The organism is Knoellia sp. LjRoot47, assembly GCF_964253435.1.
GTDB lineage: Bacteria > Actinomycetota > Actinomycetes > Actinomycetales > Dermatophilaceae > Knoellia.
In genome coordinates this window covers 2,567,824-2,590,544 of the sequence record NZ_CAXUQS020000001.1, presented here as the reverse complement: position 1 = coordinate 2,590,544, position 22,721 = coordinate 2,567,824, and the positions used below count along the sequence as shown (strand labels likewise).

At 72.3% G+C, this 22,721-nt stretch carries 19 protein-coding genes and 1 pseudogene; 7 read left to right on the top strand and 13 right to left on the bottom strand.

The annotated features are described in order from the left end of the window. Nucleotides 1-3: 3 nt before the first annotated feature. Nucleotides 4-603 carry a GNAT family N-acetyltransferase gene (locus ACSQ11_RS12505; protein WP_436006774.1) on the bottom strand — a complete coding sequence of 200 codons (600 nt, stop codon included), beginning with the start codon at nt 601-603 and terminating at the stop codon, nt 4-6. A 3-nt stretch (nt 604-606) separates the two neighbouring features. Beyond that, nucleotides 607-2,088, bottom strand: coding sequence for a GTPase HflX (hflX, locus tag ACSQ11_RS12500; protein WP_436005851.1), 1,482 nt, complete (start codon nt 2,086-2,088; stop codon nt 607-609). A gap of 21 nt (nt 2,089-2,109) precedes the next feature. Between hflX and ACSQ11_RS12495 the strand changes: the two genes are divergently transcribed. After that, nucleotides 2,110-2,733 carry a class I SAM-dependent methyltransferase gene (locus ACSQ11_RS12495; RefSeq protein ID WP_436005849.1) on the top strand — a complete coding sequence of 208 codons (624 nt, stop codon included), beginning with the start codon at nt 2,110-2,112 and terminating at the stop codon, nt 2,731-2,733. Nucleotides 2,734-2,841: 108 nt separating this feature from the next. Here ACSQ11_RS12495 and ggt read toward each other — a convergent pair whose 3' ends face one another. The 4 genes from ggt to def all read right to left on the bottom strand — a co-directional run bounded on the left by ggt (nt 2,842) and on the right by def (nt 7,305). Next, nucleotides 2,842-4,671, bottom strand: coding sequence for a gamma-glutamyltransferase (ggt, locus tag ACSQ11_RS12490; RefSeq protein WP_436005847.1), 1,830 nt, complete (start codon nt 4,669-4,671; stop codon nt 2,842-2,844). Nucleotides 4,672-4,837: 166 nt separating this feature from the next. Next, a complete protein-coding gene (dapF, locus tag ACSQ11_RS12485; RefSeq protein ID WP_436005845.1) occupies nt 4,838-5,719 on the bottom strand; it encodes a diaminopimelate epimerase in 882 nt (293 codons plus the stop codon). A gap of 1 nt (nt 5,720) precedes the next feature. Then, complete coding sequence (miaA, locus tag ACSQ11_RS12480; RefSeq protein WP_436005843.1) at nt 5,721-6,662, bottom strand: tRNA (adenosine(37)-N6)-dimethylallyltransferase MiaA; 942 nt, start codon at nt 6,660-6,662, stop codon at nt 5,721-5,723. After that, nucleotides 6,652-7,305: a peptide deformylase gene (gene def, locus ACSQ11_RS12475; protein ID WP_436005841.1), complete on the bottom strand. Its 654-nt coding sequence runs from the start codon at nt 7,303-7,305 to the stop codon at nt 6,652-6,654. Before def ends, miaA begins: the two co-directional genes overlap by 11 nt. Nucleotides 7,306-7,413: 108 nt before the next feature. On the opposite strand from def, the gene ACSQ11_RS12470 reads away from it, so the two are divergent. Next, nucleotides 7,414-7,653 carry an antitoxin gene (locus ACSQ11_RS12470; protein ID WP_436005839.1) on the top strand — a complete coding sequence of 80 codons (240 nt, stop codon included), beginning with the start codon at nt 7,414-7,416 and terminating at the stop codon, nt 7,651-7,653. Nucleotides 7,654-7,744: 91 nt separating this feature from the next. Here the strand turns inward: ACSQ11_RS12470 and miaB are convergent, their stop codons facing one another. Both miaB and ACSQ11_RS12460 read right to left on the bottom strand, forming a co-directional pair. Then, complete coding sequence (miaB, locus tag ACSQ11_RS12465) at nt 7,745-9,262, bottom strand: tRNA (N6-isopentenyl adenosine(37)-C2)-methylthiotransferase MiaB (RefSeq protein WP_436005837.1); 1,518 nt, start codon at nt 9,260-9,262, stop codon at nt 7,745-7,747. 25 nt (nt 9,263-9,287) lie between these two features. Beyond that, on the bottom strand, nt 9,288-10,259 hold the full coding sequence (locus tag ACSQ11_RS12460; protein ID WP_436005835.1) for a homocysteine S-methyltransferase family protein: 972 nt from the start codon (nt 10,257-10,259) through the stop codon (nt 9,288-9,290). Between the two features lie 286 nt (nt 10,260-10,545). Here ACSQ11_RS12460 and ACSQ11_RS12455 point away from each other — a divergent pair, with 286 nt between their 5' ends. Next, nucleotides 10,546-11,181: a YceI family protein gene (locus ACSQ11_RS12455; RefSeq protein ID WP_436005833.1), complete on the top strand. Its 636-nt coding sequence runs from the start codon at nt 10,546-10,548 to the stop codon at nt 11,179-11,181. Between the two features lie 126 nt (nt 11,182-11,307). On the opposite strand, the gene ACSQ11_RS12450 is transcribed toward ACSQ11_RS12455, so the two are convergent. The 3 genes and pseudogenes from ACSQ11_RS12450 to ACSQ11_RS12440 all read right to left on the bottom strand — a co-directional run bounded on the left by ACSQ11_RS12450 (nt 11,308) and on the right by ACSQ11_RS12440 (nt 13,814). Continuing rightward, nucleotides 11,308-11,988 (bottom strand): regulatory protein RecX, encoded by a 681-nt coding sequence (locus tag ACSQ11_RS12450; protein ID WP_436005831.1) that lies wholly within the window; start codon nt 11,986-11,988, stop codon nt 11,308-11,310. 74 nt (nt 11,989-12,062) lie between these two features. Next, nucleotides 12,063-13,061, bottom strand: a pseudogene (gene recA / locus ACSQ11_RS12445) (recombinase RecA); the annotation flags it as partial. 291 nt (nt 13,062-13,352) lie between these two features. Beyond that, nucleotides 13,353-13,814, bottom strand: a complete 462-nt coding sequence (locus ACSQ11_RS12440) for a GNAT family N-acetyltransferase (protein WP_436005829.1) — start codon at nt 13,812-13,814, stop codon at nt 13,353-13,355. Nucleotides 13,815-13,849: 35 nt separating this feature from the next. Between ACSQ11_RS12440 and ACSQ11_RS12435 the strand changes: the two genes are divergently transcribed. Further along, the gene (locus ACSQ11_RS12435; protein WP_436005827.1) at nt 13,850-14,746 is read left to right on the top strand and encodes an RNase H family protein; all 897 of its coding nucleotides are present in this window, start codon (nt 13,850-13,852) and stop codon (nt 14,744-14,746) included. A gap of 44 nt (nt 14,747-14,790) precedes the next feature. On the opposite strand, the gene ACSQ11_RS12430 is transcribed toward ACSQ11_RS12435, so the two are convergent. Together ACSQ11_RS12430 and ACSQ11_RS12425 are read right to left on the bottom strand one after the other, a co-directional pair. After that, nucleotides 14,791-15,798 carry an NAD(P)H-dependent flavin oxidoreductase gene (locus ACSQ11_RS12430; RefSeq protein WP_436005825.1) on the bottom strand — a complete coding sequence of 336 codons (1,008 nt, stop codon included), beginning with the start codon at nt 15,796-15,798 and terminating at the stop codon, nt 14,791-14,793. A gap of 3 nt (nt 15,799-15,801) precedes the next feature. Further along, complete coding sequence (locus ACSQ11_RS12425) at nt 15,802-16,026, bottom strand: DUF3046 domain-containing protein (protein ID WP_436005823.1); 225 nt, start codon at nt 16,024-16,026, stop codon at nt 15,802-15,804. A 97-nt stretch (nt 16,027-16,123) separates the two neighbouring features. Between ACSQ11_RS12425 and ACSQ11_RS12420 the strand changes: the two genes are divergently transcribed. Genes ACSQ11_RS12420 through ACSQ11_RS12410 form a run of 3 tightly spaced genes read left to right on the top strand, consistent with a single transcriptional unit; the run spans nt 16,124 to nt 22,716 of the window. After that, the gene (locus ACSQ11_RS12420) at nt 16,124-16,711 is read left to right on the top strand and encodes a helix-turn-helix domain-containing protein (protein ID WP_436005821.1); all 588 of its coding nucleotides are present in this window, start codon (nt 16,124-16,126) and stop codon (nt 16,709-16,711) included. Between the two features lie 38 nt (nt 16,712-16,749). Next, on the top strand, nt 16,750-17,961 hold the full coding sequence (locus ACSQ11_RS12415; RefSeq protein WP_436005819.1) for an MFS transporter: 1,212 nt from the start codon (nt 16,750-16,752) through the stop codon (nt 17,959-17,961). 15 nt (nt 17,962-17,976) lie between these two features. Further along, complete coding sequence (locus tag ACSQ11_RS12410; protein WP_436005817.1) at nt 17,977-22,716, top strand: ATP-dependent helicase; 4,740 nt, start codon at nt 17,977-17,979, stop codon at nt 22,714-22,716. Nucleotides 22,717-22,721 lie beyond the last annotated feature (5 nt).

The window sequence follows — 22,721 nt, the reverse complement described above, 5'->3', positions numbered from 1 at the left end:
ATCCTATTGCGAACTCTTCGCAATACTGGACGAGGCCTCCACGTCGCGGCGCAACAGCCCGTACACCCACGAGTCGGACACGACGCCGTTGACGACGCAGTCCTCGCGCAGCGTCCCCTCCCGCACGAAGCCAAGTTTCTCGAGAACCCTGCCGCAGGCGACGTTGCGGGTGTCGGCCTCGGCCTGCACACGGTTGAGGTCCCAGGTGGCGAAGCCCCACTCCAGCAGGGCACGGGCGGCTTCGGTCGCGTGTCCGCGCCCCCAGCTCTCCTCGGTGTAGACGAAGCCCAAGGAGGCGCTGCGGAAGTCGGGGTTCCAACCAGCGAGGCTGAGCCAGCCGAGGAAGCGCCCGTCCTGTCGCCTTTCGACGACCAGCCGGACGCCACTGCCGGACCGAGCCAGGGCATCACTGCGCTCGACGAACCGCGTCGCCGATGTGCGGTCGGTCCACGGCGGCTCGTCCCAGTAGCGAAGGACGTGGGCGTCGCTCAGCAGGTCGTAGATGGCGTCGGCGTCACCCGCGACGACGGGACGCAGGCGCAGCCGCCGGGTGGGGAGCGTTGGGGTGCGCAGGAACGCGTCGTCCACCTCGACGTCCGCCATCACTCAGGAGCGGTATGCCGTGAGCTCGGCCGCGAGGTCGGCGTTGACGCGGGCGGTGACGCGCGTGCCCTCGCCGACGTGCTCGCTCGCGAGGATCTCGCCCTCGTCGTGGATCCGGCTCACGAGGTCGCCCCGTCCGTAGGGCAGGAGCACCTCGATGTCGATGTCCGGGCTCGGGAGCTCGTCGGCGATGAGCGCCCGCAGCTCGTCGAGCCCGGCGCCGGTACGGGCCGAGACGGCGACGGCGTGCTTCTCGTGGCGCAGCAACCGGTCGACGACCTCGGGGTCGGCGATGTCGGCCTTGTTGACGACGATGATCTCCTTGACGTCGGTCGCGTCGACGTCGGCGAGCACCGCGCGCACCGCGGAGATCTGGCCCTCGGGGTCCGGGTGCGAGCCGTCGACGACGTGGAGCAGGAGGTCGGAGTCGGCCACCTCCTCGAGCGTCGAGCGGAACGCCTCGACGAGCTGGTGCGGCAGCTGGCGGACGAACCCGACGGTGTCGGCGAAGGTGAACTCGCGCCCGTCCGGGGTCTCGCTGCGACGCACGGTCGGGTCGAGGGTGGCGAAGAGCTGGTTCTGCACGAGCACGCCGGCACCGGTGAGCCGGTTGAGGATCGACGACTTGCCGGCGTTGGTGTAGCCGGCGATGGCCACGCTCGGGATGCCGTTGGCGCGGCGGCTGCCACGCTTGGTGTCGCGGTGGGTCTTCATGCCCGCGATGTCGCGCTTGAGCTTGGCGACGCGCGTGTTGATGCGTCGGCGGTCGAGCTCGATCTTGGTCTCACCGGGACCGCGCGAGCCCATGCCCTGACCACCCGCGGCCTGGCCACCGGCCTGGCGCGACATCGACTCACCCCAGCCACGCAGCCGCGGCAGGAGGTACTGGAGCTGGGCGAGCTCGACCTGCGCCTTGCCCTCACGGCTCTTGGCGTGCTGGGCGAAGATGTCGAGGATGAGGGCGGTGCGGTCGATGACCTTGACCTTGACGACGTCCTCGAGCGCACGGCGCTGCGAGGGGGCGAGCTCGGTGTCGCAGATGACGGTGTCCGCGCCCTCGGCCACGACGACGTCCCGCAGCTCCTGCGCCTTGCCCTTGCCGAGGTAGGTCGCGGTGTCGGGCTTCTGGCGGCGCTGGATCAGGCCCTCGAGGACCTGCGCGCCGGCGGTCTCGGCGAGCGCCGCGAGCTCGCGCAGCGAGTTCTCGGCGTCGACGAGGGTGCCCTCAGACCAGACGCTCGCGAGGACGACGCGCTCGAGGCGGAGCTGGCGGTACTCGACCTCGGTGACGTCCTCGAGCTCGGTGGAGAGGCCGGCGACGCGGCGCAGCGCCGCGCGCTCCTCGCGGTCGAGCTGGTCACCGTCGTAGAGCGCCGAGGGTGCCGACTCGTCGTCGTCGCCCTCGGCCAGGAAACCGTCGTCGTCGAAGGCGTCGTCGGAGAGGGCCGCGGCCCTGCCGGAAAGGTAGTCATGTCGTGCAGTCATGTTCCGTCTAGGGTCTCACCTATGACCGACTCGGGGCGAACGGATTCGCGCGAGCACTACTTCACCGCCCACCCGGCCACCCCGGACGAGCGCCGGTCGCTCGACGTCACCCTGGCCGGCCGGCGAGTGAGTGTCGAGGTCGCCCCCGGCATCTTCAGCCCCGGCGGGCTCGACAAGGGCACGGCAGTCCTCTTCGACGAGGTCCCGGCTCCCCCGCCCTCGGGCCGGTTCCTCGACCTCGGCTGCGGCTGGGGACCCATCGCACTCACCCTGGGCATGCTCTCCCCTCACGCCGATGTCGTCGCCGTCGACGTCAACGAGCGCAGCGTCGACCTCACCCAGCGCAACGCGCAGGCCCTCGGTCTGGACCACGTGCGCGCCACGACGCCCGACGCGGTCGACGCGGGGACGGCATACGACCTCATCTGGTCCAACCCGCCGATCCGGATCGGCAAGGCCGCGCTGCACGAGCTGCTGCGGCTCTGGCTGCCACGGCTGGCGCCGGGCGGCGTGGCCTACCTCGTCGTCCAGAAGAACCTCGGCTCCGACAGCCTTAAGCGCTGGATCGAGGCAGACCTGCGTATGCCGTGCGCGCGCCTCGCGTCGAGCAAGGGCTTCCGCGTCCTCGAGGTCCGCTCCGCCTGACCTCCCTTCGCCCACGCAGAGCGTGGGGCCCGCCACCCGGAGTGGGATAGGTGCACTGCGCAGCACCGAGGACGTGCTGCGCAGTGCACGTTCGCCTTGCTGAGTGGCTCAGCGCGGGTGGACCACCATCGCCGATCCGCCCCCGCGACGCACCGGCTCGGCTGCTGCCGTCCAGCGCGAGGGCGACAGGCTGCGGATCGCGGTGGCGTTGCCGATGACGGGTCGCTGCCTCAGCACGTGCCCCTTGGCGCGGAGCTCCGCGCCGATCGCGGTCGTGAAGATCGCGTCCTCGGCCTCCTCCGTACCGTTGCGCGAGGAGAGGCGCGGGACCGCCACGGCGTCACCGACGGGCAGGCCCCGGTCGACGACCCCCGCGACGACCTGGGCCACGGTGGTGATGATCGTGGCGCCGCCCGGGCTGCCCGCCGTGAGGTACGGCTTGCCGCCCTTGAGAACGATCGACGGTGCCATCGAGCTGCGGGGTCGCTTGCCCGGACCCGGAAGGTTGGGGTCGGGCACGCCCGGCGCGAGCGGCGCGAAGTTGAAGTCGGTGAGCTCGTTGTTGAGCAGGAACCCCCAGCCCGGGACGACGATGCCGGAGCCGCCGTACTGCTCGATCGTCAGCGTGTACGTGACGACGTCGCCCCACCTGTCGGCGACGGTGAGCGAGGTCGTGGACTGACCGTCGTGCGGGAGGCGCGTCGTCCCGCCGCGGGAGCACGCGGCATACGAGCCGTCGGGCGAGCCGAACGGGATCGGTCGCAGCTGTGCTCGGTTCGGGTCGAAGAGGCAGGCCCGCTCGTCGGCGAACGCCTGGCTGGTCAGCTCGCGCGTGGGCACCCCCGGGACGTCACCGACCCAGCGGTTGCGGTCGGCGAACGCCATCGCGGACGCCTCGCTGAACCAGTGGAGGTACTCGGCCTCCGAGAGCTCCTTGACCGTGCGCCCGGTGCGCTGCTCGAAGGACTCGAGGAGGTTGAGGATCTGCGAGACCGCGATGCCGCCGCTGCTCGGGGTGTCCATGCCGTAGACGTCGAACCCCTTGTGCTCGGAGTGCGTCGGCGCCTTGCGGCGGACCGTGTATGCCGCGACGTCCGCCGTCGTGAGCTGCCCCTTGGGGACGGTGACGCCCGGCGCCGTCGAGGGATTGCGGACCTCCTTGACGAGGTCACGGCCCATGCGCCCGGTGTAGAGCGCCTTGGTGCCGTGGGTTCGCAGCTCGCGGTAGGCCTTGGCGAGGTCGGGGTTGCGCTGGATGCCACCCACGGGGACGGGCGACCCGCCGGGCAGGTAGATCGCGGCCGTCGCGGGGAACAGCGCGAACCGTGTGGCGTTGTCGAGCGTGTCCTGGTGGAACGTCTCATCGACGACGAAGCCCTTCCGCGCGATCTCCTCCGCAGGCTTGAGCACCCGGTTGAGGCTCATCGTGCCGTGGCTTCGCAGTGCCGCCTCCCACGTCGCCGGGGTGCCCGGAACCCCCACGGAGAGACCGGAGTTCACGACCGTGTTGAAGTCCATCGGTGTGCCGTCGGACCGCAGGAACACCTTCTCGTGGAAGGTCGCCGGCGCCGTCTCACGCCCGTCGATCGTGGTGACCTTCTTGCTGCGCGCGTCGTAGTGGACGAAGAACCCGCCACCGCCGATGCCCGACGAGTAGGGCTCGACGGCTGCGACCGCGGCAGCAGTGGCGACCGCGGCGTCGGCCGCGTTGCCGCCGCGCCTGAGCACGTCGATGCCGACCTGCGAGGCGACCGGGTCGACGGATGCGACCGCTCCCCCGCCGCCGGTCATGACGGGCACCTTGGGCAGCTCGTGGCCCACCGGCGGTGGGCCGGTGCGGTCGGGTGGCGCCTGCGGGGCGGCGCTGGCCGGGAGCGCGAGCGCTGCCGCCACTCCGCCTGCCGTGACGAGGGCGAGGACCGTTGCGGGAGTTCTCATGTCTCGACGCTAGGAGTGACCCGCGGGTACCGCATGTCGAGCGTCAGCGGGCGCCAGACGCATGGCCGTCGTTCGTCGAGATAGCACGACGCGCCGCGCACGACCCGGCTCGGCGGCGTGTCGTGCCACCTCGACTCGCTCGTCGGACTCGTCAGAGCGTGGAGGGTCAGAGGATGGAGAGGTCGACCGTGCCGTCGGCGACGAGCGCCGCCGGCCCGGCGAGCTCGACCTCGTGGTGCGGCAGGGCGCGCACCCGGAGGCGACCGCCAGGCACGTCGACGGTCCAGTCCTCGGTCGGCTCGGCCTCACCGGCCCAGAAGCTCGTCGCCAGCGCGGCGGCGCAGACACCCGTGCCGCACGAGCGCGTCTCCCCCACGCCGCGCTCGTGTACCCGCATCGCGATGTGCGCGGGCCCGACGATCCGGACGAACTCGACGTTGGTGCCGTGTGCCGGCACGGGGCGGACCTCGGGGACGTGCAGCAGGTCGAGGCCCTCGAGGTCGACACCCTCGGGCAGCGCGACGACGGTGTGGGGGTTGCCCATGTCGACCGAGAGCGCCGACCACGGATCGCTGTGCCCGACGACGTGGACGAGGGCGTCGAAGCCGTCGGCCCGCGCCTTGGCCTCCTCGGGCAGGCGCCACCGGCCCATGTTGGTCGCGACGACGTCGCCCTCGAACCGGATGCCCTTGATGCCCGCACGCGTCGCGATCTCGAACTCGTCCGAGGTCTCGAGCCCTTCACGACGCAGGTAGGCCGCGAAGACCCGGGTGCCGTTGCCACACATCTCGGCGACCGAGCCGTCGGCGTTGCGGTAGTCCATGAACCACGGCGCCCGGTCGGCCATCGCCCGCACCGACTCGTCGGTGGCGGCGGCGGTCGGCACGACGCGGATGACGCCGTCGCCACCCACCCCGGCATGCCGGTCGGCCAGCCGGCGCGTGAGGTCCGCGTCGAGGTCCAGGGTCGCGTCGACGTCGCCGACGACGACGAAGTCGTTCTCGGTGCCGTGCCCCTTGGTGAACCGCAGTCCCTCGATGGTACCCATGTCAGCCATTGTCCGCGATGGCGCGCCCGACATGGGCGAGCGCTTCGTCGAGCGCGCCCTCGGCCGTCGGGTCGACCCACCACGTCCGCGGGTCGGGCCGGAACCACGACTCCTGGCGGCGCGCGTAGCGACGGGTCAGCTGCGCCGTCTCGGCCTGCGCGTCGCCGGTGCTCATCGTGCCGTCGACCTCGGCGAGCGCCTGCGCGTAGCCCAGCGCCCGTGATGCCGTCCGACCCTCCCGTATGCCGTGCGCCACCAGTCCGCGGACCTCGTCAACGAGGCCGTCACGCCACATCTGCTCGACCCGGCGGTCGATGCGCTCGTCGAGGACGTCGCGTGGCGGGCGCAAACCGACGGTGACCGTCGGGTGCACGTGGCGCCTCTCGGGCATGGAGGCGCTGAACGGCCGGCCGGTGATCTCCATGACCTCGAGCGCGCGAATGACACGTCGGACGTTGCGGGGCTCGATCGCCTGTGCCGCAACGGGATCGCGCTCGGTGAGGACGGCATACAGCGCGTCACCACCACGCTCCTGCGCCTCGGACTCCAGTCGGGCGCGCACGTCGGGGTCCGTCGGCGGGATGTCGAGGTGGTCGAGGGCGGCCCGGACGTAGAGGCCGGACCCGCCCGCGACGACGGGGTGCAGGCCGCGACCGCGGATGTCGTCGATGGAGGCGCGGGCCTCGACCTGGTAGCGCGCGATCGTCGCCTCGTCGGTGACGTCGAGGACATCGATCTGGTGGTGCGGGATGCCTCTGCGCTCGTCGATGGTGAGCTTGGCGGTGCCGATGTCCATGCCGCGGTAGAGCTGCATGGCGTCGGCGCTCACGACCTCGCCGCCGACCTCCTCGGCGATGCGCAGGGCGAGCTCGGACTTGCCGCTCGCGGTGGGTCCGACGACGGCGACGACGAGCTGGCTCGCGCCTGAACCGTCAGCGGGCAAGCTCGTCCTCGGACCGGGTGCGCTCCTCGGAGTGCCCGCCCTCTGCCTCGAACTCGTCCTCGTCGACGTCGTCGTGACCGAACGGGTCACGGTCCTGCCCCGGCATCCAGGTGAGTCCCGGCTTGCCCCACTCGTGCGACTTCACGGCCTTCTTGGCCTTGCGGGCCCACTTGCCCTGGAGCCGGTCGACGTAGAGGAAGCCGTTGAGGTGGTCGTACTCGTGCTGGAACATCCGGGCGAACCAGCCGGTCACGGTGTAGGAGATCTCGTTGCCGTCGAGGTCGAGGCCGGTGAGCGTCGCGCTCTCGCCGCGCCGCAGCGGGAAGGACTCCCCCGGCACCGACAGGCAGCCCTCGGACTCCTCGTGCGGGTCGGGGTCGCCGACCGGCGGCTTGGTCGCGGTGACGAACGGGTTGATGACGACGCCACGTGCAGGGACGCCGTCGTGGTTGTCCATCTGCCACGTGAAGATCCGCAGCCCGACACCGACCTGCGGCGCCGCGAGACCGACGCCGCGGGCGGCGTCCATCGTCTCGTACATGTCGGCCACGAGCTCGCGGATGCCGTCGTCGATGACCTCGACCGGCTCGGCCCGGCGGTGGAGCACCGGCTCGCCAGTGATGGTGATGGGGCGGATCGTCATGGTCCCGATTCTCTCAGATCGCCGGAGTTGCCCTGCCCCTCCGGGTGCACGAACGGCCCGGGTGCGGGACAGTGGAGCTGTCCCTGTCCCGAGACGTGAGGAGCAACCATGAGCATGTTCGACAAGGCGAAGGACTTCATCGCGGAGCACAGCGACAAGGCCGGCGACCTGGCCGCCGAGCACTCCGACAAGGTCGAGGAGTACAGCGACCAGGGTCTCGACCGGGCCGGCGACGTCGCCGAGAGCAGGGGCGTCGACGCCGACAGGGTGGCCCAGGGCCGCGACTTCCTGGACGACCGGATCGGCGAGCAGGGCGACGAGGCGACACCGCCTCCGCCTCCCGCCTGACCCCCGCACGCAAAGGCCCCACCACGGGAGCGTGGTGGGGCCTTCGCGTGTCAGGAGCAGTCGGCGGTGCCCCCTGGAGCCGGTATGCCGGTCAGCTACCGCAGGCGGGAGCGCTCACCGGCGCGGCGGCGGGCTTGCCGATCGAGGGCATCCCGAGGCTCACCGAGGGCTTGCCGGGGACGGGCGCGTCCTGGAGCGACTCCCACGCGTCACCACCGGAGGTGCGACGCACGGCATACGTCCCGCCGTGCAACGCACCGTCGGCGACGAGGTGGTGCGGCGCGCCATAGGTGACATCGACGCTCACCACGTCGCCCGGGCGCGGCCGGTCCCCACCCTCGGGGACTGAGAAGTGCACGAGGCGGTTGTCCTTGGCGCGACCGCTCATGCGGGAGGTCTCGGTGTCCTTGCGGCCCTCGAACGGTGCGACGAGCACCTCGACGGTGCGGCCCTCGATCGCGCGGTTCTCGGCCCACGACAGCTCGTCCTGGAGGGCGACGAGCCGCTCGAAGCGTTCCTGGACGACGGGCTTGGGCACCTGGTCCGCCATCGTCGCCGCGGGCGTACCGGGGCGGATGGAGTACTGGAACGTGAACGCGCTCGAGAAGCGCGACTCCTCGACGACGCGCAGGGTCTCGGCGAAGTCCTCCTCGGTCTCGCCGGGGAAGCCGACGATGAGGTCGGTCGTGATCGCCGCCTCGGGGATCTGCTCGCGGACGCGGTCGATGATGCCGAGGAACTTCGCGCTGCGGTAGGACCGGCGCATGTCCTTGAGGACCTTGTCCGAGCCGGACTGGAGCGGCATGTGCAGGCTCGGCATGACGTTGGGCGTCTCCGCCATCGCCGTGATGACGTCGTCGGTGAACGCTGCCGGGTGGGGGCTGGTGAAGCGCACCCGCTCGAGGCCCTCGATCTCGCCGCAGGCGCGGAGCAGCTTGCCGAACGCGAGCCGGTCGCCGAACTCGACGCCGTAGGTGTTGACGTTCTGGCCGAGCAGGGTGATCTCGACGACGCCCTGGTCGACGAGGGCCTGGATCTCGGCGAGGATCTCGCCGGGTCGACGGTCGGTCTCCTTGCCGCGCAGGCTCGGCACGATGCAGAACGTGCAGGTGTTGTTGCAGCCGACCGAGATCGAGACCCAAGCGGCATACGCGGAATCACGCCGGGTCGGCAGGGTCGACGGGAACGTCTCGAGCGACTCGAGGATCTCGACCTCGGCGCGCTTGTTGTGGCGGGCGCGGTCGAGCAGGGCGGGCAGGCTGCCGATGTTGTGGGTGCCGAAGACGACGTCGACCCACGGCGCCCGCTTGACGATGGTCGCGCGGTCCTTCTGCGCCATGCAGCCGCCGACCGCGATCTGCATGTCGGGGTTCGCGGTCTTGGCGGGGCGGAGCTGACCGAGGTTGCCGTAGAGCTTGTTGTCGGCGTTCTCGCGGACGGCGCACGTGTTGAAGACGACGACGTCGGCGGTGGCCGGGCGCTCCCCCGTCGGGACACTCGCGAGGTCGACGTAGCCGGCCGTCTCGAGCAGGCCCGCGAGCCGCTCGGAGTCGTGGACGTTCATCTGGCAGCCGTGCGTGCGCACGTCGTAGGTCTTCAGCTCAGTCATGACGCCGTCAAGGGTACGTCCTGGGTCAGGCGTCCACGCCCCACAGGGCGGCGACGTGACGGACGTCCGTCCCGCAGCACCCGCCGACGACGTCGAGGTGGGGCAGCCGGGCCGCGAGCGCGTCGTGCTCGCGCACGAGGTCCGGGATGTCGCCCTCGTCGAGGACCTCGGCCGCATCGAGCTCGGCGTGCGACTGCCGGGAGGCGTTGACCCGAAGCCCCGTCACACGTGCGGTCCACGAGTCGTCCCCGTCGAGGGCGCCGGCCACGTGGCTCGGGTGGGCGCAGTTGACGAGCAGCTCGTCGGGGACCCCCTGCTCCCAGAGCTCGGCCACGGCCTCGCCGAGCGGGGTGCCGTCGGGCAGTCGTCCGTCGGTCTCCACCGTGAACGACACCGCGACGTCGAGCGTCTGGGTCCGGGCCGCGTGGACCACGCCCACCGCCTCGGAGACCGTCGTGAGCGTGTATGCCGCGACGCGTCCGGCCCCGCTGTCGGCGAAGGCCACGACTTGGGGCAGGTGGTAGGCAGCGAACTCGTCGGCGGACGCCGCCTCACCGGGCACGTAGCCGTCACCGCGTGGGCCGATCGCCCCGCTCACCCGGAAGCTGCCGTAGTCGTGCCGGCCTGCCGGGAGGGCGCCGGAGGCGAGCAGGGACTCGCCGAGTGCGGCGAGGAACACGACGCTCTCGAGGTTGACCCGGTGCACCTCGTCGGAGTCGCCACCGAGCTTGGCCACCCAGTCCGGGTTCGCCCGCCAGGTGGGGGTCTCGAGCAGGAGGCTGGCACCCGCCCGCCTCGCCACCTCGGCGTAGCCGGTGTAGTAGTCGGTGAGCAGTGCCCGACCCTCCGGGGTGTCGAGCAGCGGGTAGGCCGCGAAGTGCGGCAGGTCGACGCCGTGGTTGAAGATCAGGTCGGTCTCGAGGCCGCCGTCGGTGACCCACCGAGGACCGGCTCCCGACCCCACCGTCGCGGGAGCCGCCACATCGCCATCGCCCATCGGGTCTGCCTCTCTTCTCCCTCCGCGTGACGGGTCCGCCCGTCCCGGGTCCAGAGTGCCCGTCACGACCGCTCGTCCACCAGACCCGGCGACGTCAGCCGCACTGGTGCTCGGGGGTGGTCCCGGCCGCCTCCTCCATGGCCCGCCTGGGCACACCCGATCGATGACCGATCAGCCGCCTCGCCAAACCGCAATCGCTCGCGCCGCGGGCAAATACTTGACAAGACAACCAAAGTCCGGCACTCTATTTGTTGAAGGTACAACTACTCCACACGAAGGAACTCTCATGGGCCTGTTCAACCGCTCCGCCAAGACCTCCGCCTCCGTCGCCGCCCCGGCCCCCGCTGCCGCGGTCGAGCCGACGAGCAGCTTCGTCTCCGACATCGCCGGCGACTACGCCCTCGACCCGAGCCACTCGCGCCTGGGCTTCTCGGCCCGCCACGCGATGGTCACCAAGGTCCGCGGCAGCTTCGAGGAGTTCGAGGGCACCGCCCACGTCGACACCGTCAACCCGGCCGCCTCCAAGGTCGCCGTCACGATCTCGGCCGCCTCGGTCACCACGGGCAACGAGCAGCGCGACGGTCACCTCAAGACCCCCGACTTCTTCGACATCGAGAACCACCCCACCATCACCTTCACGTCGACCGACGTCGCGCGTCAGGGCGACGAGTGGGCCATCACCGGCGACCTCACGATCAACGGTGTCACCAAGCCCGTGACGATCGACTTCGAGGAGACCGGCTCGGCCAAGGACCCGTACGGCAACACCCGCATCGGCTTCGAGGGTGCGACGACGATCGACCGTGGCGACTGGAACCTCAACTTCAACGCCGCGCTCGAGACCGGTGGCGTCCTCGTGAGCGAGAAGGTCAAGCTCGAGTTCGACATCTCGGCGATCGCCCAGGTCCCGGCCACTGCCTGACCTGACACACGACACACGCGAAGGGCGAGGACCACATGGTCCTCGCCCTTCGTCGTGTCCCGGTGGGCCCTGATCGCCACGGCTTCTGCCCGGCGAGCCTCGCGGGCCGACCACGTCTCGGCGGGCTCAGTCGCGGCGGTGCTCGTCGGCGTCGGCGATCGCCTCACGGATGACCCGCATCGACACCTCCGACGGGTAGCCCTTGCGCGCGAGCAGACCGGCGAGGCGCCGGGTCTGGACCGTGGCGTCGAGCCCGTGGAGGCGACGCAGCCGTTTGACGACGAGCTCGCGCGCCCGCTCCTCCTCGTCGGCAGGGTCCACCTCGTCGAGGACGGACTCGGCGACCTCGTCGCTCACGCCCTTCTGCCGCAAGGTCTGGGCGAGGGCGCGTCGGGCGAGCCCCCTGCCGGCCTGCTGAGACCGCACGAGCATCCCGGCATAGGCCTCGTCGTCGACGAGACCGACCTCCTCCATGCGGTCGAGCACGGTGGCGGCCACGGCCGGGTCGCAGCCCTTGCGGGCGAGCGCCTGCTCGAGCTGGGCGCGCGACTTGGGCGCGTTGGTCAGCTGTCGCAGGACGATCTGGCGGGCGACGTCGTGGGCGTCGGGCTCGACTCCCTCGGTCGCCGCGTCCGGCGGGGGTGGCCCGGCGCGGCGTCTGCGGGACCGCTGCGCCCGCTCGCCCCCGGACGGGACCGTCGTCACGTGCCGGTCGACGGCGGCCCTGAGGTCGTCAGTGCCGGGCGTCGTCCCCGCCGCCCACTGGGGCGGCGGGGACGACGAGGACCAGGCGTCCGGAGACGGCATACGTCGTCTGTCCCGGCTCAGAAGTCGACCGGGACCTCGGGCACGACCTCGAGCGGCTTGTCGACCTGCGGACCGATGCCGAGCTTCTCCTTGATGCGCTTCTCGAGCTCGTCGGCGAGGTCCGGGTTGTCCTTGAGGAAGTTGCGGGCGTTCTCCTTGCCCTGCCCGAGCTGGTCGCCGTCGTAGGTGTACCAGGCACCGGCCTTGCGGACGAAGCCCTGGTCGACACCCATGTCGATGAGGCCACCCTCGCGGGAGATGCCCTGCCCGTAGAGGATGTCGAACTCGGCCTGCTTGAACGGCGGCGAGACCTTGTTCTTGACGACCTTGACGCGGGTGCGGTTGCCGACGGGGTCGGTGCCGTCCTTGAGCGTCTCGATGCGGCGCACGTCGAGACGCACCGATGCGTAGAACTTGAGCGCCTTGCCACCGGTCGTGGTCTCGGGCGAGCCGAACATCACGCCGATCTTCTCGCGAAGCTGGTTGATGAAGATCGCCGTCGTGCCGGTGTTGTTGAGGGCACCGGTGATCTTGCGCAGGGCCTGGCTCATGAGGCGGGCCTGGAGACCGACGTGGCTGTCACCCATCTCACCCTCGATCTCGGCACGGGGCACGAGCGCGGCGACGGAGTCGATGACGATGATGTCGAGGGCGCCGGACCGGATGAGCATGTCGGCGATCTCGAGCGCCTGCTCACCAGTGTCGGGCTGCGAGACGAGCAGGTTGTCGGTGTCGACGCCGAGCTTCGCGGCGTACTCCGGGTCGAGGGCGTGCTCGGCGTCGATGAAGGCAGCGATGCCGCCGGCGCGCTGGGCGTTGGCCACCGCGTGCAGGGCGACGGTCGTCTTGCCCGAGCTCTCGGGGCCGTAGACCTCGACGACACGGCCGCGGGGCAGCCCGCCGATGCCGAGCGCGACGTCGAGGGCGATGGACCCCGTGGGGATGACCTCGATGGGCGGTCGCACGTCGTCGCCGAGGCGCATGACCGCACCCTTGCCGTGCTGCTTCTCGATCTGCCCGAGGACCACTCCCAGGGACTTCGCGCGGTCGTTGGTGACGGCTGCTGCAGCCATGTCGCACCTGCTCTTCCTGTGTCGTTCGATGTGCGCGCCCGCCGGCGACCCGTGTCCGCGGTCGGTCTCGTCGCGATCTCGGGTCAGACGCTAGGTCGTCGCACCGACAGCCGTCTGCAGCTGCCGTGGAGGCTGTGGACGGGTGCTGAGGGTCCGGCGACCTGTGGACAACACTAGACGAACACGTGTTCGACGGCGGGAGGGCGGCAACGACACGCCGCGCACCTCGACGCAGCTCTTCGCGCAGCCTTGCGCGTGCCCCCGTGCACCTGCCGCGCGACTGACCGCCGCTCAGCCGGCCGTGCCCTCGCGACGCATCGGGACGTGCGGCATGCCGTCCTCGTCCTCGAAGACCGGACCGGACTCGACGAAGCCGAACCCGGCATACCAGTCCCTCAGGTAGACCTGCGCGTCGAGGACGACCGGCTCGCTCCCCCACCGCTCGAGTACCCCACACATGAGGCGTCCGGCCAGCCCACGACCCCGGTGGGCGGCGTCCGTCGCGACCCGGCCCACCCGCCACACACCGTGGCCGTCGTCGAGGACCCGCAGCGTCGCGACGGGCGCGCCGTCGCCGTCGGCGCACCACAGGTGCCACGTCCCCGGTTCGGTGTCGCGACCGTCGAGGTCGAGGTAGAGCGCCTCCTGCTCGATGACGAACACCCGCGAGCGCAGCGCCCACAACCGGTACGCCACAACGGGATCGAGGTCGGTGAAGCGCTGCGCGCGAAGGTCGTCGTCCGGCTGGTCCACGGGCCCACCCTAGGCAACTGGCAGACTCCTGCGCCGTGACGATCATTGCGGCAGCGGACGGCTCGGCCCTCGGCAACCCCGGACCTGCGGGCTGGGCCTGGTACGTCGACGCGGAGCACTGGGCAGCCGGCGGCTGGCCCCACGGCACCAACAACCAGGGCGAGCTCACGGCCGTCCTCGACCTGCTCCAGCAGACGGCGGGCACCGACGACGACCTCGTCGTCTACTGCGACAGCAAGTACGTCATCAACTCCGTCACCCAGTGGATGCCCGGGTGGAAGCGCAAGGGGTGGAAGAAGGGCGACGGCAAGCCGGTCCTCAACGTCGAGATCATGAAGGCGCTCGATGCCGCCATGACCGGGCGCCGGGTCCGCTTCGAGTGGGTCAAGGGCCACTCCGGTCACGCCCTCAACGAGGAGGCGGACAGGCTCGCGAACGGCGCGGCCACGGCATACCAGAAGGGCGGTGCACCCGACCCCGGCCCCGGGTGGGCCGGCCGCGACAGTGAGACCCCCGGTCTTCCCGCCCCGACGACGAACGCTCCGGCGGCGCCCGAGCCCGACCTCTTCTCGGAGCTCGCCGACGACTCCCCCGCCGACGACGCCGAGACGGTCATCGCCCTCGAGCGCTCGCTGCTCGCCGACGAGGTGCGGTCCGACCCGGCCGCCGTCGCGGCGCTGCTCCACCCGCAGTGGTCCGAGGTGGGCCGCTCCGGTCGGCTGTGGTCGCGCGAGGAGATCCTCGACGAGATCGGTCCGCTCGAGCAGGAGACCTCCCTCGACGTCATCGCCTGTATGCCGGTCGGCCCGGACGCGCAGCTCCTCACCTGGCGCTCGGTGACGGACTCCGGCTCGACGCTGCGTTCGTCGCTGTGGGTGCGCGACAAGGGGCACTGGCAGCAGCTCTTCCACCAGGGCACCGCCGAGGCCTGAGCCCGGGACCCCGCGGGTCAGTCCGAGAGGTCAGGTCCGAGAGGTCAGGTCCGCGAGAGCAGGTCGACGACGATCTCGGCCGCCGGCGCCCGCCGGACGCTGCGGTGGCCGGTGCCCGCCCAGAGGTGCACGAGGTCGGGCTGCCCGGTCGCCTTGCCGTGCCGACGCAGAGGCGCGGTGAGGTGGTGTACCTGCGGGTAGGCCGCGGGCGCGACCTCGGTGAACACCTCGGTCCACGACGTCACGAGCGCGCGGGCGCTGCGGCCGGTGAAGGCGCGGGTGACGACGGTCTCGGACCGGCTGGTGAGCTCGTGGCGGTGCACCTCGGCCGTCCCCGCCTCGGTGGCGCCGAGGAACGCGGTGCCGCAGGCGACCGCGTGGGCGCCGGCGTCGAGCAGTGCGGCGACGTGCGCGCCGTCGCCCACCCCACCGGCCGCGACGACCGGCAGCGCGGTGAGCCTGCGGATGGCCTGCAGGAGCGCGCGGGTCGGCGCCTGGGGGTGCCCGGTGTCGACCGGACCGCCCCGGTGGCCACCTGCCTCCCAGCCCTGGGCCACGACGGCATCGACGCCGAGCTCGTCGGCCCACGCCGTCTCGCTCGCGTCGTTGAGCGTCACCCACACCTCGATGCCTGCGGCCTTGATCCGGTCCACGACGTCGGCCGGTGGCCACGCGAAGGCGAAGGAGACGACCGCCGGCCGCTCCGCGATGACGACCTCGATCTTGGCGTCGAAGGAGTCGTCGTCGTGGATCGCCTCACCCAGTGCCACCCCCGCCTTGTCGGCGAGTGGCTGGAGCCGGGTGGCGTACTCGAGGACGCGGGACGCGCTCCCCGGCTCGTAGGGCGAGGGCGCGAAGAGGTTGACGCCGAACGGCGCTCCCCCTACCGCCGAGCGCAGGAGGACGATGTCGTCCCTGAGCCGGTCGGGGGCGAGGTAGGCGCCGGCGAGGAACCCGAAGCCACCGGCGGCCGTGACGGCGGCCGCGAGCTCGACCGTGCTCGGCCCTCCGGCCATGGGCGCGAGGACCAGCCGACGGTCGAGGAGGGTCACGGGTCAGCCGTGCCGGGCGGGGTCGTCCCGGCCGAGCCGGCGCTCCTGCGGGACGTCCATGTCGTCGCACAGGGCGAGCCACACGAGGCGCGGGTGCATGCCGTCCTCGAGCGCCTGGGCGACGCTGCGCCCGCCGAGGACTCCGAGGACGTGGTCACGCGCCAGGGTGGGTGCGTAGGCCTCGCCGAACTCGTCGTTCATCAGCGTCCAGAAGTGGCTGATCCGCATGGCCGCGAGTGTGTCACACCGCCCGGTTGGGCCCTGCCGTCGGCGACTGGCCGCCTCTATACTGCGATTCCAGAACTTCCTTTGTAAGGTCATCGTCATGTCGCGAGCACTGGAGCCGGACCCGAGGCGGGATCTCGTCCTCGACGCGACGACCCTCAAGGCCCTCACGCACCCCCTCCGCCCCCGGATCCTCAGCGCGCTGCGCCTGCACGGACCGGCCACGGCGTCGCGCCTCGCGGAGCACCTCGGGGTCAACACGGGAGCGACGAGCTACCACGTGCGCCAGCTCGCCATCGCCGGGTTCGTCGTCGAGGCGACCGAGATGGGCAACGCCCGCGACCGGTGGTGGCGCGCCGCGCACGCCCGCACCTACTTCGACACCCACGACGCCGACAGCGAGACCTCCGCGGCCTACCTGTCCGCCGTCGCCGCGGGCTACGCCGACGCCGCGCAGCGCGCGATCGCCGAGATCGCCACCCTCCCGCCGGAGTGGGAGGACGCCGGCACGTTCAGCAACTTCACCCTGCGCCTCACCGCCGACGAGGCCGCCGGGCTCATCACCGAGCTCACCAGCCTCATCCGCTCCTACCGCCCGCACCAGGGCACGACCGACGCCCCCGACGACGCCCGTCCCGTCTCGGTCAACCTCGAGGTCTTCCGCGCTCCCGGGATGCCCACGGAGTGACCGCATCCGCGCGCCCCTCGCGGCGCAGTCTCCACGGCATGCTCCTCGCGTCGGGCGTGTCGATCGCGGGTACCCGCATCGCGACCATCGCGCTGCCGTGGCTGGTCCTCAGCGAGACCAAGTCGGCTGCCTACGCCGGTCTCGTCCTCACCGCCGAGATGGCGCCCTACGTCATCTCGAAGGCGCTCGGCGGACCGCTGGTCGACCGCTACGGCCCTCGCCGGATCAGCGTCGTCGGCGACCTCCTCAGTGGAGCGTTCCTCGTCCTCATCCCGATCCTGTATGCCGCGGGGCAGCTCGCGCTCCCGGACCGGCTGCCGCTCCTGCTCGCTCTCGTGGCCCTCGCGGGCGCGGTGCGCGGACCCGGTGACGGCGCCCGCAACGCGATGATCCCGGGGGTCGCCGAGACCGTCGACATGCCCGTCGAACGGATCACCGGCCTCGACAGCACCATCGACCGCGCGAGCGGGCTCCTCGGCGCCGGTGTGGGCGGCCTGCTCGTCACCGCCTTCGGTGCGGCCCAGACCGTCACCGTCACCGCGGCCGCGTCGTTCCTCAGCGCCGTCGTCGTGGCCGCGTTCGTGCCCCACCTGCGGGCCGAGCACTCCGAGGACCCCGGCACCTACGTCGCCCAGCTCCGCGCGGGCGTGGACTACCTGCGCGGCGACAGCCTGCTGCGCAGCATCCTCGGCATGATCGCCGTGACCAACCTGCTCGAGGCCGCCTACGTCGGGGTCATGCTCCCCAAGTGGGCGTTCGACCACGGCTACGACGCCAGCCTCGTCGGGCTCGTCGGCGTCCTCTACGGCGGCGCGGCGGTCCTCGCCAGCGTCGTCGCCACGACGATGTCGGGCAGCTTCAGCCGGCGCACCGCCTTCCTCACGGGGTTCGCGGTGTCGGGCCCTCCGCGCTACCTCGCCCTCGCGCTCGGTGCCCCGCTGTGGCTCATCCTCGCGGCCAACGTCGTCGCCGGTCTGGGTGCCGGCTTCGTCAATCCGACGGTCAACGCCCTGTTCTTCGAGCGGGTGCCCCGCCACCTCGTCGGGCGCGTGGGCTCGCTGGCCGACGCCGTGGCCTGGGCGGGCCTCCCGGTCGGCGGTGTCGTCGGCGGCGTCGCCGTGACCGCGCTCGGGGCGTCACCGGCGCTGGGCGTCGCGGGTGCGGCCTACCTCGCGTCGACGGTGGTCCCCGGCCTGCGCCCGGAGTGGCGGGAGATGGATCGAGCACGGACCGGTGTCGGACGCGAGTGAGAGGCTGACCCTCTCATGACAGCCGACGTCCTCGAGCGCTTCTCCCCGGCCACGGCCACGTGGTTCCGGGACTCCTTCAGCGCGCCCACGGCCGCCCAGGCGGGCGCGTGGGAGGCGATCAGCTCGGGACACCACGCCCTCGTCGTGGCGCCGACGGGCTCGGGCAAGACGCTGTCGGCCTTCCTCTGGGCGCTCGACCGCCTCGGCACCGAACCCGTGCCCGAGGAGCGGCTCAAGCGGTGCCGTGTCCTCTACGTCTCGCCGATGAAGGCCCTCGCCGTCGACGTCGAGCGCAACCTGCGCAGCCCGCTCGTCGGCATCGGCCACGCCGCCACCCGGCTCGGACAGGCGCAGCCCGACATCACCGTGTCGGTCCGCAGCGGCGACACCCCCGCCAACGAGCGCCGCGCGTTCGCCCGCACCCCGAGCGACATCCTCATCACGACCCCCGAGTCGCTCTTCCTCATCCTCACCTCGCAGGCGCGCGAGGCGCTGCGTGGCGTCGAGACGGTCATCCTCGACGAGGTGCACGCCGTCGCCGGGACCAAGCGTGGCGCGCACCTCGCGCTCTCGCTCGAGCGGCTCGACGCCCTGCTCGAGACCCCTGCCCAGCGCATCGGGCTGTCGGCGACGGTCGAGCCGGTCGACGAGGTGGCCCGCTACCTCGCGGGCGGGCGCCCGGTCGACGTCGTGCGGCCGCCGTCGACCAAGGAGTGGGACCTCGACGTCGTCGTCCCCATCGCCGACATGTCCTCCCTCGGCGAGGTCATCGAGGACGACCTCAGCGGTCCGGCGTCCGGCGCCGAGCGTCGCGCGTCGATCTGGCCGCACGTCGAGGAGCGCATCGTCGACCTCGTCGCCGCGCACCGGTCCACGCTCGTCTTCGCCAACTCCCGGCGCCTGGCCGAGCGGCTCACCTCGCGGCTCAACGAGATCTGGGACGAGCGCGTCACGGCAGCGGCCGAGGCGGCCCGGACGGAGGCCGGCGACGACGGTGAGGGCGACGCGGACGGGGGCGGCCGGCATACCGGCTCGGTCCGGACCCCCGCGCAGATGATGGCGCAGGCGGGCACGTCCTCGGGTGCGCCACCGGTCCTCGCGCGGGCGCACCACGGCTCGGTGAGCAAGGAGCACCGACAGGTCATCGAGGAGGACCTCAAGGCCGGGCGGCTGCCCGCCGTCGTCGCGACGTCGAGCCTCGAGCTCGGCATCGACATGGGCGCCGTCGACCTCGTCGTCCAGGTCGAGTCGCCGCCGTCGGTGGCCAGCGGGCTGCAGCGCGTCGGGCGTGCCGGCCACCAGGTCGGAGCGGTCTCGCGCGGGGTGCTCTTCCCGAAGTTCCGCGGCGACCTCGTCCAGACCGCCGTCGTCGTCGAGCGCATGCGCGCCGGGGCGATCGAGTCGCTGCACGTGCCCGCCAACCCGGTCGACGTCCTCGCCCAGCAGGTCGTCGCCATGACCGCGCTCGACGACTGGACCGTCGACGACGTCGAGCAGGTCGTCCGCCGGGCGGCGCCGTTCGCCTCGCTCCCCCGCTCGATCCTCGAGTCGGTGCTCGACATGCTGTCGGGTCGCTACCCGAGCGACGAGTTCGCCGAGCTGCGCCCGCGCATCGTCTGGGACCGCGTCACCGGCGTGCTCTCGGGTCGCCCGGGCGCCCAGCGCCTCGCCGTCACCTCCGGCGGCACGATCCCGGACCGCGGCCTGTATGCCGTGTTCCTCGCGACCGGGGAGGGCACCGGTCGCCGGGTGGGCGAGCTCGACGAGGAGATGGTCTACGAGTCGCGTGTCGGTGATGTCTTCACCCTCGGCACGTCGACGTGGCGGATCGAGGACATCACCCACGACCGGGTCCTCGTCACCCCGGCACCGGGCCAGCCCGGCAAGCTCCCGTTCTGGAAGGGCGACCAGCTCGGCCGTCCCGCCGAGCTGGGCAAGGCCGTCGGCGCGTTCGTGCGCGAGGTCGCCGCGTCGACGCCGAAGCAGGCCCGGGCCCGCGTCTCCGAGGCCGGGCTCGACGAGTGGGCCACCGACAACCTCGTCGCCTACCTCGAGGAGCAGCGGGCCGCCACGGGTCACGTGCCCGACGACCGGACCATCGTCGTCGAGCGGTTCCGCGACGAGATCGGCGACTGGCGGGTGGCGGTGCACAGCCCCTTCGGCGGGCAGGTCCACGCACCGTGGGCCCTGTGCGTCTCCGCGCGGATGCGCGAGCGGTTCGGCGTCGACGTCCAGGCGATGCACGGCGACGACGGCATCGTCTTCCGGCTGCCCGACCTCGAGCTCGACGGCGAGGGGTCGAGCGGGCGTGGTGCCGCCGCCGAGCTCCTCGACCTCGTCCGCCTCGAGCCCGACGACGTCCACGACCTCGTCACCGGTGAGATCGGCGGGTCCGCCCTCTTCGCCGCGCGCTTCCGCGAGTGCGCCTCACGCGCCCTGCTGCTCCCCCGCCGCCGACCCGACCGACGCCAGCCGCTCTGGCAGCAGCGCCAGCGGGCCGCCCAGCTGCTCGAGGTGGCCAGCCAGTACGCCTCGTTCCCGATCGTCCTCGAGACCGTGCGCGAGTGCGTGCAGGACGTCTTCGACGTGCCGGGTCTCACGGCGCTCATGTCGTCGATCGCCTCGCGCGAGGTGACGCTCGTCGACGTCGAGTCGACCCAGCCCTCGCCGTTCGCGCGCTCGCTCATGTTCGGATACGTCGCCCAGTTCCTCTACGAGGGCGACTCGCCGCTGGCCGAGAAGCGCGCTGCCGCCCTCTCGCTCGACCCCACCCTGCTCGCCGAGCTGTTGGGCCGGGGCGAGGGCCTGTCGCTGCGCGACCTGCTCGACCCCGAGGCCGTCGCCCGGACCGAGTCCGAGCTGCAGCGTCTCGCCGAGGAGCGCCGGTGCCGCGACGGCGAGGACGTCGCCGATCTGCTCCGCACCCTCGGTCCCCTGTCGCTGCCCGAGATCGAGCGACGGACCCGCGAGGGCGCGACCGTGCGCGACATCGGTTCCTGGCTCGTCGACCTCGAGGGGGCTCGCCGGGTGATCCGGGTCCGGGTCGCCGGCGAGGAGCGCTGGGCCGCCATCGAGGACGCGTCCCGGCTGCGCGACGCCCTCGGCGTTTCCCTGCCGGTCGGCGTGCCACAGACCTTCCTCGACCCCGTGCCCGACCCGCTCGGTGACCTCGTCGCCCGCTACGCCCGCACGCACGCCCCCTTCCCCGTCTCGGCGGTGGCGCAGTGGTGGGGCGTCGGACCGGCCGTCGCGCTCGACGCCCTGCGACGCCTCGTCTCCGCCGGTCGGGTCGTCGAGGGCGAGCTCCTGCCCACCGAGAGCGGTGGCGGCGCGCACGGCCTCGACTACTGCGACGCCGAGGTCCTGCGGACGTTGCGCCGCCGCTCGCTCGCGGCCCTGCGTGCCGAGGTCGAGCCGGTGGCCGCCGTCGAGCTGGCGCGGTTCCTCCCGCAGTGGCAGTCGGTCGGCGGTGGTCTGCGCGGGCGCGAGGGGCTCATCCGCGCCGTCGAGCAGCTGGCCGGCGCGGTCCTGCCCGCGAGCGCGCTCGAGACCCTTGTCCTTCCCGCCCGGGTCGCCGGCTACTCCCCCGGCATGCTCGACGAGCTCATGAGCGTCGGCGAGGTCGTGTGGCGTGGCCACGGGTCGCTACCGGGTGACGACGGCTGGGTCTCGCTGCACCTCGCCGACACCGCGCACCTCACGATGACGGCCCCCGACGACACCGAGCTCGGTGACCGTGCCCGGGCGATCCTCGACGTCCTCGCGCGTGGCGGTGCCTACTTCTTCCGCGGTCTCGCCGACGCCGTCGACGGCTCCGACACCGAGGTCCTCGACGACCTCTGGTCCCTCGTGTGGTCCGGGCACGTCTCGGGCGACACGTTCGCGCCGGTCCGCGCCCTCCTCGCCGGCGGCCGCACTGCCCACAAGCGCTCCTCGACCGGCCCCCGCTCGACGAGGTATGCCGGCCGCGCCGGTTCGCTCGGCACGCTCGGCGGCCGCCGGGGGTCACGGTCGGTCCCGGTGGCCCGCTCGGCGCCGGGCACCGCGGCCGGCCGCTGGTCCCTGCTGCCGGAGGTCGAGACCGACACGACGGTCCGGACGCTGGCGACCGCCGAGATCCTGCAGGACCGCTATGGCGTCCTCACCCGCGGCAGCGTCGTCGCCGAGGACGTGCCCGGGAGCTTCGCCGCGGTCTACCGCGTGCTGGCCGCGGCCGAGGAGTCGGGCCGGGTCCGACGGGGCTACTTCGTCGAGTCGCTCGGTGCCGCCCAGTTCGCCACCACGGGAGCCATCGACCGCCTCAGAGCCGGAGCACGCACCCTCGGCTCCGCTCCTGACGCGAGTGCGCAGCCCGCGCTCGTCCTCGCCGCCACCGACCCCGCCAACGCCTACGGTGCTGCCCTGCCGTGGCCGGACCGGCCGGTGAGCCCGTCCGCCGACGAGGCCGAGTCCACGAGCCGCAAGGGCCACCAGCCCGGGCGCAAGGCCGGCGCGCTCGTCGTGCTCGTCGACGGCGATCTCGTCCTCTACGTCGAGCGCGGCGGCAAGACGCTCCTGTCGTGGACCGACGACCCCGCCAGCCTGCAGTCCGCCGCTGACGCCCTTGCCCTCGCCGTGCGCGAGGGTGCGCTGGGCCGGCTCACCGTCGAGAAGGCCGACGGCGGCGCGCTGCTCGGCTCGGGACACCCGCTCGTCGACGCGCTGGCGCAGGCGGGGTTCCACGCGACGCCGCGCGGGCTGCGGCTGCGCCGGTGACCCGC

Excerpts from the sequence above, each read along its gene's own strand:
- ACSQ11_RS12505 (WP_436006774.1), bottom strand. The coding sequence starts at position 603 with ATGGCGGACGTCGAGGTGGACGACGCGTTCCTGCGCACCCCAACGCTC.
- hflX (WP_436005851.1), bottom strand. The coding sequence starts at position 2,088 with ATGACTGCACGACATGACTACCTTTCCGGCAGGGCCGCGGCCCTCTCC.
- ACSQ11_RS12495 (WP_436005849.1), top strand. The coding sequence starts at position 2,110 with ATGACCGACTCGGGGCGAACGGATTCGCGCGAGCACTACTTCACCGCC.
- ggt (WP_436005847.1), bottom strand. The coding sequence starts at position 4,671 with ATGAGAACTCCCGCAACGGTCCTCGCCCTCGTCACGGCAGGCGGAGTG.
- dapF (WP_436005845.1), bottom strand. The coding sequence starts at position 5,719 with ATGGGTACCATCGAGGGACTGCGGTTCACCAAGGGGCACGGCACCGAG.
- def (WP_436005841.1), bottom strand. The coding sequence starts at position 7,305 with ATGACGATCCGCCCCATCACCATCACTGGCGAGCCGGTGCTCCACCGC.
- ACSQ11_RS12470 (WP_436005839.1), top strand. The coding sequence starts at position 7,414 with ATGAGCATGTTCGACAAGGCGAAGGACTTCATCGCGGAGCACAGCGAC.
- miaB (WP_436005837.1), bottom strand. The coding sequence starts at position 9,262 with ATGACTGAGCTGAAGACCTACGACGTGCGCACGCACGGCTGCCAGATG.
- ACSQ11_RS12460 (WP_436005835.1), bottom strand. The coding sequence starts at position 10,259 with ATGGGCGATGGCGATGTGGCGGCTCCCGCGACGGTGGGGTCGGGAGCC.
- ACSQ11_RS12455 (WP_436005833.1), top strand. The coding sequence starts at position 10,546 with ATGGGCCTGTTCAACCGCTCCGCCAAGACCTCCGCCTCCGTCGCCGCC.
- ACSQ11_RS12450 (WP_436005831.1), bottom strand. The coding sequence starts at position 11,988 with ATGCCGTCTCCGGACGCCTGGTCCTCGTCGTCCCCGCCGCCCCAGTGG.
- ACSQ11_RS12425 (WP_436005823.1), bottom strand. The coding sequence starts at position 16,026 with ATGCGGATCAGCCACTTCTGGACGCTGATGAACGACGAGTTCGGCGAG.
- ACSQ11_RS12420 (WP_436005821.1), top strand. The coding sequence starts at position 16,124 with ATGTCGCGAGCACTGGAGCCGGACCCGAGGCGGGATCTCGTCCTCGAC.
- ACSQ11_RS12415 (WP_436005819.1), top strand. The coding sequence starts at position 16,750 with ATGCTCCTCGCGTCGGGCGTGTCGATCGCGGGTACCCGCATCGCGACC.
- ACSQ11_RS12410 (WP_436005817.1), top strand. The coding sequence starts at position 17,977 with ATGACAGCCGACGTCCTCGAGCGCTTCTCCCCGGCCACGGCCACGTGG.